This window comes from Streptomyces sp. NPDC002588, from assembly GCF_040295925.1.
Classification (GTDB): Bacteria; Actinomycetota; Actinomycetes; order Streptomycetales; family Streptomycetaceae; genus Streptomyces.
In genome coordinates this window covers 1-14,701 of sequence record NZ_JBEOWF010000013.1, presented here as the reverse complement: position 1 = coordinate 14,701, position 14,701 = coordinate 1, and the positions used below count along the sequence as shown (strand labels likewise).

Annotated in this window: 11 protein-coding genes and 1 rRNA gene; 5 read left to right on the top strand and 7 right to left on the bottom strand. The window is 71.8% G+C overall.

Features of this window, described 5'->3' with window-relative positions; all coding sequences use genetic code 11:
• Window positions 1-62: 62 nt before the first annotated feature.
• From hpf to mtnA, 6 genes are all read right to left on the bottom strand, one after another.
• On the bottom strand, window positions 63-755 hold the full coding sequence (gene hpf, locus ABT057_RS16615; protein ID WP_502973928.1) for a ribosome hibernation-promoting factor, HPF/YfiA family: 693 nt from the start codon (window positions 753-755) through the stop codon (window positions 63-65).
• Between the two features lie 313 nt (window positions 756-1,068).
• On the bottom strand, window positions 1,069-2,124 hold the full coding sequence (locus ABT057_RS16610; RefSeq protein ID WP_352343731.1) for a ComF family protein: 1,056 nt from the start codon (window positions 2,122-2,124) through the stop codon (window positions 1,069-1,071).
• A 325-nt stretch (window positions 2,125-2,449) separates the two neighbouring features.
• Window positions 2,450-4,285 carry an LpqB family beta-propeller domain-containing protein gene (locus ABT057_RS16605; protein WP_352343729.1) on the bottom strand — a complete coding sequence of 612 codons (1,836 nt, stop codon included), beginning with the start codon at window positions 4,283-4,285 and terminating at the stop codon, window positions 2,450-2,452.
• On the bottom strand, window positions 4,275-6,428 hold the full coding sequence (mtrB, locus tag ABT057_RS16600) for an MtrAB system histidine kinase MtrB (RefSeq protein ID WP_352343728.1): 2,154 nt from the start codon (window positions 6,426-6,428) through the stop codon (window positions 4,275-4,277). Before mtrB ends, ABT057_RS16605 begins: the two co-directional genes overlap by 11 nt.
• Before the next feature lies 1 nt (window position 6,429).
• Window positions 6,430-7,119, bottom strand: a complete 690-nt coding sequence (gene mtrA / locus ABT057_RS16595) for a two-component system response regulator MtrA (RefSeq protein WP_005316841.1) — start codon at window positions 7,117-7,119, stop codon at window positions 6,430-6,432.
• A 343-nt stretch (window positions 7,120-7,462) separates the two neighbouring features.
• A complete protein-coding gene (gene mtnA / locus ABT057_RS16590) occupies window positions 7,463-8,611 on the bottom strand; it encodes an S-methyl-5-thioribose-1-phosphate isomerase (protein ID WP_352343727.1) in 1,149 nt (382 codons plus the stop codon).
• Window positions 8,612-8,751: 140 nt separating this feature from the next.
• Here mtnA and ABT057_RS16585 point away from each other — a divergent pair, with 140 nt between their 5' ends.
• The 5 genes from ABT057_RS16585 to ABT057_RS16565 are packed head-to-tail and all read left to right on the top strand — an operon-like array spanning window position 8,752 to window position 14,488.
• Entirely contained in the window at window positions 8,752-10,155 is a 1,404-nt protein-coding gene (locus ABT057_RS16585; protein ID WP_352343726.1) for a DUF7847 domain-containing protein, read from the top strand.
• Window positions 10,156-10,159: 4 nt separating this feature from the next.
• Window positions 10,160-10,996, top strand: a complete 837-nt coding sequence (locus ABT057_RS16580; protein WP_352343725.1) for a DUF4129 domain-containing protein — start codon at window positions 10,160-10,162, stop codon at window positions 10,994-10,996.
• Complete coding sequence (locus ABT057_RS16575) at window positions 10,993-12,189, top strand: DUF4350 domain-containing protein (protein ID WP_352343723.1); 1,197 nt, start codon at window positions 10,993-10,995, stop codon at window positions 12,187-12,189. Before ABT057_RS16580 ends, ABT057_RS16575 begins: the two co-directional genes overlap by 4 nt.
• Window positions 12,189-13,178, top strand: coding sequence for an AAA family ATPase (locus ABT057_RS16570; RefSeq protein WP_352343942.1), 990 nt, complete (start codon window positions 12,189-12,191; stop codon window positions 13,176-13,178). The genes ABT057_RS16575 and ABT057_RS16570 overlap by 1 nt, the downstream gene beginning before the upstream one ends.
• Window positions 13,178-14,488 carry a DUF58 domain-containing protein gene (locus tag ABT057_RS16565; RefSeq protein WP_352343722.1) on the top strand — a complete coding sequence of 437 codons (1,311 nt, stop codon included), beginning with the start codon at window positions 13,178-13,180 and terminating at the stop codon, window positions 14,486-14,488. Before ABT057_RS16570 ends, ABT057_RS16565 begins: the two co-directional genes overlap by 1 nt.
• A gap of 121 nt (window positions 14,489-14,609) precedes the next feature.
• Here the strand turns inward: ABT057_RS16565 and rrf are convergent.
• Window positions 14,610-14,701, bottom strand: a 5S ribosomal RNA gene (rrf, locus tag ABT057_RS16560); the annotation flags it as partial.

Genomic DNA, 14,701 nt, shown 5'->3' with positions numbered 1-14,701 from the left:
GGGTGCCCCTGGGGGCGCACATCGCGCTCCAGGGGCACACCGTCAGCTGTCACCGGCCGGGTTCAGCCGCCCAGCGCCCCACCCGCCTCGGGAGCGTGCGCCTGCGCGACCATCGGGTCCGTGTCGAGGTGGATCACGCCGTAGTCGTAGGCGTGGCGCCGGTAGACGACGCTCGGCTGCTTGGTCTCGGAGTCGACGAAAAGATAGAAGTCGTGGCCGACCAGTTCCATCTCGTAAAGGGCCTGGTCGAGAGTCATCGGAGCGGCGACATGGGTCTTCTCACGGACCACGAGCGGTCCGTCGCCCTGCACCTCCAGCGAGCCGATCCTCTTGGTCGGCACACTGTCCGACGTGTCGGAGGAAACGGGGTGGCCGTTGCCGTTGAGCGTCGCCACACCCGGGACATGGTCGGGAACCTCCGCCGCGCTGAGCCGACGGGAACCACGGCGCGTGTACCGCTTGTCGTGCTGCTTGCGCAGCTGGGCATCCAGCTTCTCCGCCGCCAGGTCGAGAGCCGCGTACGGGTCGCTGGCCGACGCCTCCGCCCGGATCACAGGGCCACGGGAGTGAAGCGTGATCTCCACTCGGTCGCACCGGTCTGCCTGTCGGGGGTTGGGCTCCTTGGACACCTCGACGTCGAGGCTGATCACCTTGCCGTCGAGCTTCTGGATCTTCTCCAGCTTCAGCTTCTCGGCCACGTGCTTGCGGAACCGCTCGGGCACCTCGGTCTTGCGGCCCTTGACGACGATGTCCACGCAGAACTCCGTTCCCGGATCACTCCGCCTCAGTGCGGAGCGTCTCCCTTTTGCACCAAGCTCCGGTGAGCACCGGAACCTCGGACTCGGTGACTTCCACCTCCTCCTCCCCCATGGGCAAGATCTACACCCCAGGTGCTGCGCAGGATTACCGAAACCGCAGCACGGCATTCGGATATGGGAGGTGTGGCCTGCGGCTTTCCCTCACAACCGAACATATCTCGCCCGGACGGATGTCGTCACCCTCTACTGCGGCGTACCTCCGTTCAGGTGAATTGCCCCTGTCATTACCTGCAACGACGCAAGATCTCAGTCAGTTCCGGTTTATTGCGAAGGAATCCGGTGCCGCCGCGACCACGGCCGCGCACAGCACACCCCCCACGCCACCCGGACCCGCCACCCGCGCCGACACCTCGCCCGCGCCTCCTTCCCTCGCACCGGACGGCTGTACCTCTCTGCCTTCCCGAGCGACACCGCCGTACACCGCCACTTCACCTTCCGGACCCACGACATCTCGACCCGGCCACCCCACCCACCCCACACCCTCCGCCCGCCGGCCACCCCCACCCGCCGCACCCGCGGACTCCGCCGCCATCGCCACCCGCACGGCACGCGCCGCCTCCGCGAGCGAGGCCCCCGTCGTCACCAGGTCGTCGACCAGCACCACCGGCCCGCCCCGCAACACCCGCACCCCACCGGGCACCACCGCCAGCGCGCCCACCAGGTTCTCCAGCCGCTGCCGCGGGTTGAGCCCCGCCTGATCGGCCACCCACCGCCGCTGCCGCAACACCGCCGCCACCCGCACGGACAACCCCACACGCCGCAACTCCCCGGCCGCGGCAAAAGCGATACGCCGTACAGGATCGTGCCCGCGGGCACGAGTGACGGAGGGGGCGGAGGGGACGGGGACGAGGAGGAGGGGGGTGGTGGGGGGCATGGGGGTGGGGGTGGTGGGGGGCGTGGGGATGGGGGTGGGGGTGGGGGTGGGGGTTGTGGTGGGGATGGAGTCTCCCGGAATCGGTCCGTTCCGTGGGGGTGGGGGGCCCTCCCCCTCCCCCCACCCTCCCTCCCCCAGCCCCGCCCGCACAGCCCCCGCCACCGCCACTCCCAGCGCGCCCGTCAGCGCCAGTCCGCCGCGTTCCTTGTGCGCCAGCAGTACCGCCCGGACCTCGTCCGCGTAGCGTGCGGCCGCGTGCACGGCGGGCAGTCCGGCCGGCTGCGGCTCCGGCCGTACTCTGCGGGGCGGGTTCCCGCTGAGCGCGGCGCGGCAGGGCGGGCAGAGCACGTCACGGGCCCGCCCGCACCCCGCGCACTCGGCCGGCAGCACCAGTCCCGCGAGTTCCTGCCACCACCTGCGAACGCCTTCCACGGACACCACTGTGCCGGGGTGGGAAGCGCTGGACCACCCCTGTGGACAACTCCCTGGGTGCCCTGTGGAAAACCCGGAAAGTCCTCATCCGCGGTGTCGTCCTGCCGTGACCCGCCGCGCAAGCGGACCGCCCCCACGGTCACCCGCCTACGAATGGAAAGCCGAAAGCCCTTCGCTTAGCGAAAGAAAGAAGATTCCTCGGGAGACCTCGTCGGGAGACCTCCTCGGAGACCCGGAAAGGCTCGCTGGGTGGCCCTCCGAGAGATCCCCCTACAGGCCCCCGAAGATCATTCCAGAAGGCTCTCCAGAAGGTCCCTCCAGAAGATCACCCCGGATAGAACGCCACCGATGCGGTTTCCTTCAGCGTCCGCCACCCGCTCCCCCCGGGCAGCCACAGCAGCCCGTCCTTGGAGGTCGCGAAGAGGGGGGCCTCGCTGTCCTCGGAGGCGGCGATGCTCGTGACCTCGGTGAGGCCCGGCAGGGTGCCGGCCTCCGGGATGGAGCCGTCGCACTGCACGTACTGCACCTGTTCGACACCGCCGGATTCCTGGCCGACCACCACGAGCCGGCTGTCACCGGCCCAGGACATGGCCCTGACCTGTTCCAACTCCGGTGTCGCGGAGCGCAGTTCCTGGACGGACACGGAGGGCTTGTCGTCGCTGCCCGCCGCCCGCTCGATCCGTCCGATGAGCAGGGACTGCTTGCCGTCCTTGTCCACGACGAGCGCGATCCGGGCCCCGTCGGCGGCGACCCGTACGGCGTTGATACGGCCGTCCAGTCGCGGTGTGAGCACCTTGACCGGCTCGCCCCGGCCCTTCTGCAGCAGGAGCAGTCGCGGGTCGGCGGGGTTGCGGTCGGCCACCCACAGGTCGCCCTGGGCGTCCCAGGTGGGGGTGGTCAGCCGGTCGTCCTCGGTCTTGCCCGCGCTCTGCAGGACGGGGTCGCCGAGCGGACTGCCCGCCACGGTCGAGGTGACGTAGAGGTTCTTGCCGTCGACGGTGACTCCGGCGGCCTGGTGCTCGTCGAGGGCCACGGCGACCGACCGCACCGGCTTGGTGCCGTCACCCAGGGCGCCGGGCACGGGCTCGGCCTTGGCGTCTCCGCCGGCGCTGCTCGCCATACGGACTAGCTGGTGGTGGCCGTCGATGAAGTACAGGTTGTCGGGGTGGGTCTCCGAGCCGCGCGCGGCGACGGCGGAGGACTCTTCCTCGGCGAGCGAGCACAGTTGTCTACCGTCCGCCCGCAGGGCGATCTCCTGCACGGTCGGGGTGAGGCCCTGGACGGTGAACAGCAGTTGGGCGGCCATCTCGTCGCACTTGTCCTGCCCGATGCGGGCGGCCTTGTCGTTGAGCGGAACGGTGAGTTTGTTCTGGTCGTCCGGCGTCAGCGCGGTGACGCCCTTCTGCAGTGCCGTGCCGGTGGGGAAGCTGGATCTGACGACGGGGCGCAGCCAGCTGGTGGGCCCGTTGATCAGGGAGCGCACCATCTGTGTCATGGGGTCGACGCGTTCACGCACGTAGACGGGATCGGCGACGGTCATGGGCTGCCCGGACACGGCGGAGGTGGTGTTGGAGGCGAAGTAGTACTTGTTGACGGACATGTAGTTGCGCTGGAAGTCCGACTTGCCCATGACGACGCCCTGGGGGAGGACGTCGATGCGCCACTGTTCGGTCTTCTTGTCGCGGGTGAGGTGCACCGGCTGGCTGTAGTCGCCGCTCGCGGGGGTGTACGACTGCTGGTCGTCCACGGTGGCGACCTTCGTGCCGGTCAGGGTGAACGCGTAGTCCTCGCCCTCCTCGCGGCCGCCGGCCGGGACTGCTTCGGAGCCGGGGCCGTCGGCGAGGACGGTCGTGGACTTCTCCGGCTCCCAGGTCCGGGCGGCGTTGACGGTGAGGTACTGCCGTGCGGTCGAGTAGCTCGGGTCGTCGCTGGTGAGTGCCTCGAGGAAGCCCTGGACTATTTCCGAGGGCGGCGCGTCGTCGCGGGGCGGCATCGCGAACACGCGTACCTGGGTGTCCTGGCCTGGTGTGGAGTCGACGCCCCGCAGGTCTCCGCTGTCGGGCATGGAGGCGCATCCTGCCAGCAGTACGACTCCACAGGCGGCGTACGCCACCGCGCGCGCCGGTGTGCGCCGGTCGCCTCGCTCGCGGTCAGCGCCCACGGAATGCCTCCCCTTGCTCGTCCAGGCCCTGCGGTCCGGCGCCCGGCCGGTCAGGAGTGTCGCTCTGTGCTGCCCGCGTCGGTGTTGGTTCCGTCGGCTCTGCTTCCGCCTGTGCTGCTGGTGCCGGCTCCGGTGTGGTGCCGTGGGCGGGTTCGTCGTCGGGCCGCCGGGTGCCGCCGGCGGGGCGGGAGACCACGCGTGCGCCGTTGCCGGGCAGTGCGGTCGGGTCGGCCGTGGGGGTCGCCGCGGCCAGCCGGGGTGCGAGCGGGGCCCGGCCGGACGACAGCTGTTCGTCGGCGGGCCGGACCGGTACGGTGGCGCTCTTCTCGCCGCCCCGGCCGGACTGTGCGGTGTCGTCGAGTCCGCGGTTGCGCCGCGAGTCCTTGGGCTCCAGGGGTATCGGTGAGCCCCGCAGCGGCTCGTCGGCGGTCCTGGGCAGCGTCAGCCGGAACTGCGAGCCACCGCCCGGCTCGCCCCACGCCTGCAGCCAGCCGCCGTGCAGCCGTGCGTCCTCCAGGGCGATGGACAGCCCGAGCCCCGTGCCACCGGTGGTACGCGCGCGTGCCGGGTCGGCGCGCCAGAAGCGGCTGAACACGCGCGTGGCCTCGCCGGGCTTGAGTCCGACGCCGTAGTCGCGCACCGCGATCGCGACCGCGCCGCCCGCGGCGGCCAGCTTGACCACGACGTCCTTGCCCTCGCCGTGTTCGACGGCGTTGACGACGAGGTTGCGCAGCACCCGCTCGACGCGCCGGGCGTCGGCCTCGGCGACGACGGGCTGCTGGTCGCCGAGGACGCGGATGGTCGTGCCCTTGCGGTCGGCGAGGGGGGCCGCGCCGCTGACGACGCGCCGTACGACCTCTCTGAGGTCTATCGGCTCCGCTTCCAGTGCGGCCGCGCCGGCGTCGAAGCGGCTGATCTCCAGCAGGTCCGCGAGCAGCAGTTCGAACCGGTCGAGCTGGTCGGCGAGCAGTTCCGCCGACCGCGCGGTCACCGGATCGAAGTCCTCGCGTGCCTCGTGGATGACGTCGGCGGCCATTCGCACGGTCGTCAGCGGTGTCCGCAACTCGTGCGACACGTCCGACACGAACCGCCGCTGCATCCGCGAGAGGTCCTCCAACTGCTGGATCTTCAGTTGCAGATTCTGCGCCATCTTGTTGAAGGCCTCGCCGAGCCGGGCGATGTCGTCCTCGCCGGTGACCTTCATCCGTTCCTGCAGCCGTCCGGCGGACAGCCGCTCCGCGATCCCGGCCGCCATCCGCACCGGTGTGACGACCTGCCGCACCACGAGCCAGGCGATCGCGCCGAGGAGGACGACGACGAAGAGTCCGGCGGTCGCGAGGGTGCCCTTGACGAGGCTGAGGGACTTCTCCTCCTGGGTGAGCGGGAAGAGGTAGTACAGCTCGTAGGGGTCGCCGTTGGGGTCGCTGACCTGTTTGCCGATGACGAGGGCGGGCTGGGAGTCCTTGTCGTTGAGGTAGACGACGCGGGAGTAGCTCTGGGCGGCGCCGGTGGTGCTGTTGACGCGTTCGCGCAGGTCCTCGGGGACGCTCTTGCTGGGGTCGACGTAGCCGGAGGCGCGGGGTCCGCGGCCGCCGCCGCTGTCGTCGCCGGGGGGCAGGGTGACCACGTTGAAGGCGCCCTGGCCGCCGCTGGACAGCGACAGCACGAGTTCGCTCATCCATTCGATGACGTTGTGGGAGGGGGAGGACCCGCCGTCCACCGCGGTGCCGTCGTCGGCGGCCGCGGCGGCGGCTTCGTACGCTTTCTGCTCGGCCACGGCGAAGCCGCCCGTGGCCTGGCTCTGGGAGGCCTTGACCTTGGCGTCGAGCAGCCCGTTGCGTACCTGCCCGATGACGACGAAGCCCAGCAGCAGCACGACGCCCAGCGACATCAGCAGCGTGGTGACGACCACCTTGAGCTGGATGTTGCGCCGCCACAGCCGCATGACGGGCAGCAGCGGCCGCCGTACCCAGCGCAGCAGCAGCCGCAGTACGGGGCTGCCCTGTATCCCGCCGTGCAGCAGCCCGCCCTCGAGCAGCCGCCCGAAACGTGAACTCATCGTCTTACGGGCCTCCCGGCCGACAGGCCGCTCCGGACGGGCCCCGGACCGGCCGGGGGCCGAAGCGGCACTGTCCCCGGACATGTCAGCTCGGTCCCGCCTTGTAGCCGACGCCACGGACGGTGACCACGATCTCGGGCCGCTCGGGGTCCTTCTCGACCTTGGAGCGCAGCCGCTGCACATGCACGTTCACCAGGCGGGTGTCGGCGGCGTGCCGGTAGCCCCAGACCTGCTCGAGGAGCACCTCGCGCGTGAACACCTGCCATGGTTTGCGCGCGAGCGCGACGAGCAGGTCGAACTCGAGCGGTGTGAGCGCTATCGACTGCCCGTCCCGCTTCACGGAGTGGCCGGCCACGTCGATGACCAGGTCACCGATGGTCAGCTGCTCCGGCGCCGGCTCCTCGGACCTCCTCAGACGCGCCCGGATCCGCGCGACCAGTTCCTTCGGCTTGAACGGCTTGACGATGTAGTCGTCGGCGCCGGACTCCAGGCCCACCACGACATCGACGGTGTCGCTCTTCGCCGTGAGCATCACGATCGGCACCCCGGACTCCGCCCTGATCAGACGGCACACCTCGATGCCGTCCCGTCCGGGAAGCATCAGGTCCAGCAGCACAAGATCGGGCTTCGCCTCCCGGAAAGCGGCCAGCGCCTTGTCGCCGTCAGCTACGAAAGACGGCTCAAAACCTTCACCACGCAGCACGATACCGAGCATCTCGGCCAGTGCGGTGTCGTCGTCGACGACAAGGACTCGTCCCTTCATAAACGACATCATCCCATTCTCATAACAGTGAAGGTGACGCAGGTGAGCAGGGTCACCGGCCAGTGACCTTAGTCGTACCGGACCGTCACTGTCTGCCCCCGCCCGCCGCCGTTGATGTCAGCACCGATGTCAGCCCCGGCCACCGAAAGGATCGTTCCCTCCTGACCGAGTCTGCCCGGAGAAGGGATCACCGGCGAGCACGGCGCCGGGCAGCTCGGGGAGTACGACCGTGCAGCGGTCGGCAAGCCGGTCGCGTGCAGGGCGCAGTCGTCGGCCGCCCGGCAACCGATCACCGGCTGCTCTGACCTCCGGCCGCCTCCCGCCCCTGCCCGGACGCGGCCGGTCCGTCACTCACTCATTCGCCATCAGGTGTGACCGGTCGTGCCTGCGCGCAGAGTTCGGCGAGCCCCTCGGCCGTCACTGGCGACACCACGCCCTCCTCCGTGACGATCGCCGTCACCAGCTCGGGCGGCGTCACGTCGAACGCCGGGTTGTACGCCTGGGTCCCCAGGGGTGCCACCGGCATTCCTCCTCCCGCTCCCGTCACCGGCATCTGCGGTGCCATGACCTCGGTCACCTCGAACCCGGGGCGCTGCTCGACCTCGATCGACGACCCGTTCGGCGTGTCCGGATCCACCGTCGTCAGCGGCGCGACCACGATGAACGGCACATGGTGGTACCGGGCGAGCACGGCGAGCGGATAGCTCCCCACCTTGTTCGCCACCGAACCGTCGGCCGCGATGCGGTCCGCCCCGATGATCACCGCGTCGACCTCCCCCGCGGCGAACAGCGAACCCGCCGCGTTGTCGGTGAGCAGGGTGTACGCCATGCCGCTGCGCGCCGCCTCGTACGCCGTGAGCCGGGCGCCCTGCAGCAGCGGACGCGTCTCGTCCACCCACAGCCGCCGAAGCCGCCCCACCCGATGCGCCGCCAGCGCCACGGCGAACGCCGTCCCCTCCCCTCCGGACACCAGCGCGCCGGTGTTGCAGTGGGTGAGGACCCGGTGCCCGCCGCCGGGCAGCAGCTCGTCGAGGAGCGCCAGCCCGTGCCCCGCCATCCGGGCACTGGCCTCTGCGTCCTCCCGGTGCAGCTGCCGCGCGGAGGCCAGCGCGGCCCGCGCCCCCTGCTCGGGACCGCCTCCCTGCGCGAGCTCGGCCCGGTACGCGGCCCGGGCCCGGCGCACCCCGACGGACAGGTTCACCGCCGTGGGCCTGGCACCGGCCAGCGCGTTGGCGGCCTCGTCCACGTCGAAGCCCCGCGCGGCCGCGAGCGCCACCCCGTACGCCCCGGCGATGCCGAGCAGCGGCGCACCACGCACGGCGAGCGAACGGATCGCCTCCACCAGCGCCGACGCGTCCGTACAGACCAGTTCGACCTCCTCCGCCGGCAGTCTTGTCTGGTCCAGAAGCACCAGCACAGGGCCTTCGGGCGGTTCCTCCCAACGGATCGCCGGTGTCCCCGCCGGCGGCTTGTCCTCGCCGGATTGCGCGTACTGATCAGCCATACCGTCAGTCTGCCCGGTGTCCGCCGGACAATTGAAGGTGCCAAGCCCATACCGCGGCCGGTCTCCCCAAGACCACCCCATGGCACGATGGCAGCCGAACTGCCGCCGCGACCGCGGACGGGCACCGTGAAGGAGCGACGATGAAAGACACTCCGGGCTGGGCCTCGCCCGGATCCGCACCGTCCGACGGACAGGAAGCCGACTCGTCCGGGCCCGCCGACCGTCCCGTCTCCGACCGTCCCGCACCGTCCGCCGGCAGTCCCGCCGCTCCACCGCCCCCAGCCCCGCAGTCCGGGGGTCAGCCGGGCGGCAACCCACCGGACCCCGGCACCAAATGGTCCAAGGAGCAACCGCCACGGGCACAGTGGTCCGCGCCCGCGGGCCCTCGGACGCCCGGCCAGGCCCCACCACCCCCACCCCCGCCTCCGCCGCCCGGCGCGGGCTGGGGCGGCCCCCCACCCGCCGGCCCCGGCCCCTACGGCGGCCCTCCCCAGGGTCCCGTCGGCTACGGCGGTCACCCCGGCTGGGGCGCCGGCTGGGGCGGTCCCCCGCCCGCGGCCAAGCCCGGCGTGATCCCGCTCCGTCCCCTCGGCGTGGGCGAGATCCTCGACGGCGCGGTCTCCACCATGCGCACCTACTGGCGCACGGTCCTGGGCATCTCGCTGACCGTCGCCATCGTCACCCAGCTCATCGTCGTCCTGCTCGAAGGGCTGGTGCTGAACAGCACCACCGACACCTCCGCCCTCAACGACCCGAGCGCCACCCTCGACGAGCAGACCCGCGCCATGGGCGACCTCCTGCTCGAATCCGGGATCGTCCTGCTGGTCACCCTGGTCGGCACGATCATCGCGACCGCGCTGCTCACGACCGTCACCAGCCGCGCGGTCCTCGGCCGGCCGGTCACCCTCCAGGACGCCTGGCGCGACGCCCGCCCCCGCATTCCCAGGCTGTTCGGTCTGCTCTTCCTGCTGCTGCTCATCGCCGCCGCCGTGAGCGCCGCGGGCGCACTGCCCGGTGTCCTCGTGAGTGCCGCCGGGGCACAGGACGCCGGGGCGGCGCTCTCGCTCCTGGGCACCCTCGGCGCCGTCCTCGTCACCCTGTGGCTGCTGGTCCGCTTCTCCCTCGCCTCGCCCGCGCTGATGCTGGAGAAGCAGGGCATCAAGAAGGCCCTCGGCCGTTCCGCGAAGCTCGTCCGCGGCTCCTGGTGGCGGACCTTCGGCATCCAGCTGCTCGCCCTGATCATCACCAACATCGTCGCCGCGATCGTCGTCGTCCCCTTCGCCCTCGCCGGCGCCGCGGCAAGCGACAGCGGCGTCAGCGGCTTCCTCGACGGCACCGGCAACCACGGCTGGACCTACCTGATCATCAGCGGCATCGGCTCGGTGATCGGCTCCATGATCACCCTCCCGATCGTGGCAGGCGTCGTCGTCCTCCTCTACATCGACCAGCGCATCCGCCGCGAGGCCCTCGACCTCGACCTGGCCCGCGCCGCAGGTCTCCAGGGCTACGACAACCGCACCCCCGGCGCCACCCCCGGGAGATGATGCGGTGAGTCCGACGGGGGGAATGCTCACAGCCGCACCGCTCCCGGGCGTCACAGCCACCCCTGGGCCGCCCGCGGCGGCCGGCGCGGCCCCGGACACCACCGCCTGGTCACGCGCCGTCGGCAGAGCCGTGCACACCCTGCTGCGGACCGCGGACGGCCACACACTCTCACCGGCCCGGTCGGGCGACGAGCCACCGGTGACCGTCCCCCGCGACCCCGCACGGGAAGCGGCCCGCCGCGAACTGTCCAAACGCCTGTACCACGAGAACGACCCCAGCCTGCTCCAGCGCGCGCTGAACGCCTTCTGGCACTGGATCGGCGACCTGTTCGGCGCCGCCTCCACCGCCACGCCCGGAGGCACCGTCGGCCTGCTCGTCGTCATCGTGGCCGTCGCCGCCGTCATCGGCGCCCTGTGGTGGCGCATGGGAACACCCGGCCGCCGCCCCGCCTCCACCGCCACCCTGTTCGACGACCGCCCGCGCAGCGCCGCCGAACACCGCGCGGCCGCCGAGGCACACGCCGCCCAGGGCCACTGGAGCCAAGCCGTCCAGGAACGCATGCGCGGCATCGTCCGCTCGCTGGAGGAACGCGCCCTCCTCGACACCCGCCCGGGCCGCACCGCCGACGAGGCCGCCGCGGAAGCCGGCCGTACCCTGCCCGCCCACTCCGACCGACTGCGCGCCGCCGCCCGCGACTTCGACGACGTGACGTACGGCGGCCGCCAGGCGACCGGGCAGACGTACCAACGCGTCGCCGAACTCGACCGCGACCTGGAGCGCACCAAGCCCCGACTCGCCGCGAGCACCCCGCACAACGCCCGCCAGGGAGCCGCCGGATGACCGCGGAGGCCACGCTTCCCGCCACGTCGACCTCGCCCTCCGCCCGACAGGTGTGGACCCGCACGCGAGGCATCGCTCTCGCCGTCGTCCTGCTCCTCGCCGGGGCCGTCGCGCTCGCCACCCTCCAGTCCGACGCCCGGCGCGGCGCCCTCGACCCCCGCTCCGCCGCCCCGTACGGCAGCCGCGCCCTCGCCGAACTCCTCGCCGACCGAGGCGTGTCCACCCGCGTGGTCACCACACTCACCGACGCCCGCACCGCCACCGGCCCCGACACCACCCTCCTGGTCACCGCCCCCGACCTCCTGACGAAACGCCAGCAGACGCAACTGCACGCGGCGACCGCCGACTCCGGCGGCCGCACCGTCCTCATCGCCCCCGGCAACCGGTCCGTCGGCACCCTCGCCCCCGGCGTCACCGCGGACCCGGCCACCAGCCGCGGCTCCGCCCTCGCCCCCGACTGCGCCCTCCCCGACGCCCGACGCGCCGGCACCGCCGAAACCGGCGGCCTCCGCTACACCACCCGCCACCTCGACACCGACGAGTGCTACCCCAGCAAGCGCCTGGCCACCCTGCTCCGCATCCCGGACACCAGCGAAGGCGGCGACACCGTCGTCCTCGGCGCACCCGACATCCTCTACAACACCCGCCTCGACCAGCAGGGCAACGCCTCGCTCGCCCTCCAACTCCTCGGCTCCCGCCCCCATCTGACCTGGTACCTCCCCTCGCTCTCCGACACCTCCACCACCGACAGCGGCGACGAGAAGACCTTCTTCGACCTGCTGCCCTCCGGCTGGCTCTGGGGCACCCTGCAACTCTTCGTCGCAGCAGCCCTCGCCGCCCTGTGGAGGGCACGCCGACTCGGCCCCCTCGTGCCCGAAAAACTCCCCGTCGCGATCCGCGCCTCCGAAACCACCGAAGGCCGCGCCCGCCTCTACCGCAAGGCGAACGCCCGCGACCGCGCGGCCGCCGCTCTTCGCTCCACCACCCGCACCCGCCTCGCCCCTCTCGTAGGCATCCCCGTCACCCTGGCGCACACGCCCGAAGCACTCGTCCCCGCCCTGTCCGCCCACCTCCACGGCGACGGACAGACCCTGCGCTCCCTCCTCTTCGGCCCGCCGCCCAGCGACGACACAGCCCTCATCGCACTCGCCGACCAACTCGACACCCTCGAAAGAGAGGTACGCCGTCCATGATGGACCCGACCACTGACAACGCCGGGATCACCGGGGACCCGGGCCGCGCCCGCGCCTCCCTGGAAGCCCTGCGCGCCGAGATCTCCAAGGCCGTGGTCGGCCAGGACCCCGCCGTCACCGGCCTCGTCGTCGCCCTCCTCTGCCGCGGACACGTCCTCCTCGAAGGAGTCCCCGGAGTCGCCAAGACCCTCCTCGTCCGCACCCTCGCCGCCGCCCTCGAACTCGACACCAAACGCGTCCAGTTCACCCCCGACCTCATGCCGAGCGACGTCACCGGCTCCCTCGTCTACGACGCCCGCACCGCCGAGTTCTCCTTCCAGCCCGGCCCCGTCTTCACCCACCTCCTCCTCGCCGACGAGATCAACCGCACCCCACCCAAGACCCAGTCCTCCCTCCTCGAAGCCATGGAGGAACGCCAGGTCACCGTCGACGGCACACCCCGCCCCCTCCCCGACCCGTTCCTCGTCGCCGCGACCCAGAACCCCGTCGAGTACGAGGGCACCTACCCCCTCCCCGAAGCCCAACTGGACCGCTTCCTCCTCAAACTGACGATCCCTCTCCCCTCCCGGCAGGAAGAGATCGACGTCCTCACCCGCCACGCCGAAGGCTTCAACCCGCGCGACCTGCACGCCGCCGGCGTACGCCCCGTGGCAGGCCCCACCGACCTCGAAGCCGCCCGCGCCGCCGTCGCCAAGACCACCATCTCCCCCGAGATCACCGCCTACGTCGTCGACATCTGCCGCGCCACCAGGGAATCCCCCTCCCTCACCCTCGGCGCCTCCCCGCGCGGCGCGACCGCCCTCCTCGCCACCTCCCGCGCCTGGGCCTGGCTCACCGGCCGCGACTACGTCATCCCCGACGACGTCAAAGCCCTCGCCCTCCCCACCCTCCGCCACCGCGTACAACTCCGCCCGGAGGCCGAAATGGAAGGCGTGACGGCCGACTCCGTCATCAACGCGATCCTCGCCCACGTCCCCGTCCCCCGCTGATGGCACCCACCGGACGCGCCGCACTCCTCGCGGCCCTCGGCTCCCTCCCCGTCGGTATCTGGGACCCCGGCTGGACGGGCCTCCTCGCCGTCAACGCGCCCCTGGCCCTGGTCTGCGCCTGCGACTACGCCCTGGCGGCCCCCGTACGCCGCCTGCGCCTCACCCGGTCCGGCGACACCACGGCCCGCCTCGGCGAGCCCGCAGACGTCACCCTCACCCTCACCAACCCCTCCAGCCGCCCCCTGCGCGCCCATCTCCGCGACGCCTGGCCCCCCAGCAGCTGGCAGCCCGGCACGGAGACCGACGGTTCCCGCCACCGCCTCACCGTCCCCGCCGGAGAACGCCGCCGCCTCACCACCCGCCTACGCCCCACCCGCCGCGGCGACCGCCAGGCCGACCGCGTCACCATCCGCTCCTACGGCCCTCTCGGCCTCTTCTCCCGCCAAGGCACCCACAGGGTCCCCTGGACGGTCCGTGTCCTGCCCCCTTTCACCAGCCGCAAGCATCTCCCCGCGAAGCTGGCCCGCCTGCGCGAACTCGACGGCCGCACCAGCGTCCTGACCCGCGGCGAAGGCACCGAATTCGACAGCCTGCGTGAATACGTCCCCGGCGACGACACCCGCTCCATCGACTGGCGCGCCACAGCCCGCCACTCCACGGTCGCGGTCCGCACCTGGCGTCCCGAACGCGACCGCCACATCCTCCTCGTCCTCGACACCGGCCGCACCTCCGCGGCCCGCGTAGGCGACATCCCTCGCCTCGACGCCGCCATGGACGCGGCACTCCTCCTGGCTGCCCTCGCCTCCCGTGCCGGTGACCGTGTGGACCTCCTCGCCCACGACCGCCGGGTACGCGCCCTCGTCCAGGGCCGCACAGCCCGCGACGTCCTGCCCTCCCTGGTCAACGCGATGGCCACTGTCGAACCGGAACTCGTCGAAACGGACGCCCGCACCCTCACCGCCACAGCACTCCGTACGGCCCCCCGCCGATCCCTGGTCGTCCTGCTGACGACTCTCGACGCGGCCCCGGTCGAAGAGGGACTCCTCCCCGTCCTCCCTCAACTCACCCAGCGCCACACCGTCCTGGTGGCCTCGGTCGCCGACCCGCACATCAGCCGCATGGCGACCGCCCGGGGCAACACCGAGGCGGTCTACGACGCCGCAGCCGCCGCCCAGGCCCAGAGCGAACGCCATCACACAGCCGAACAGCTCCGCCGGCACGGCGTCACCGTGGTCGACGCACCCCCCGACGAACTCGCCCCCGCACTGGCGGACGCGTACCTGGCATTGAAGGCAGCGGGACGCCTTTGAGAACACACCACACCCGTGAAACGTAAAAAGGGCTCTCGAGTGAGAGCCCATGAAATCCTGCACGGTCACTGAACGCAGAAAACCCCCGGGCCGAAGGGCCCGGGGGTTTTCTGGAATAATTGTTCGGCGGTGTCCTACTCTCCCACAGGGTCCCCCCTGCAGTACCATCGGCGCTGTAAGGCTTAGCTTCCGGGTTCGGAATGTAACCGGGCG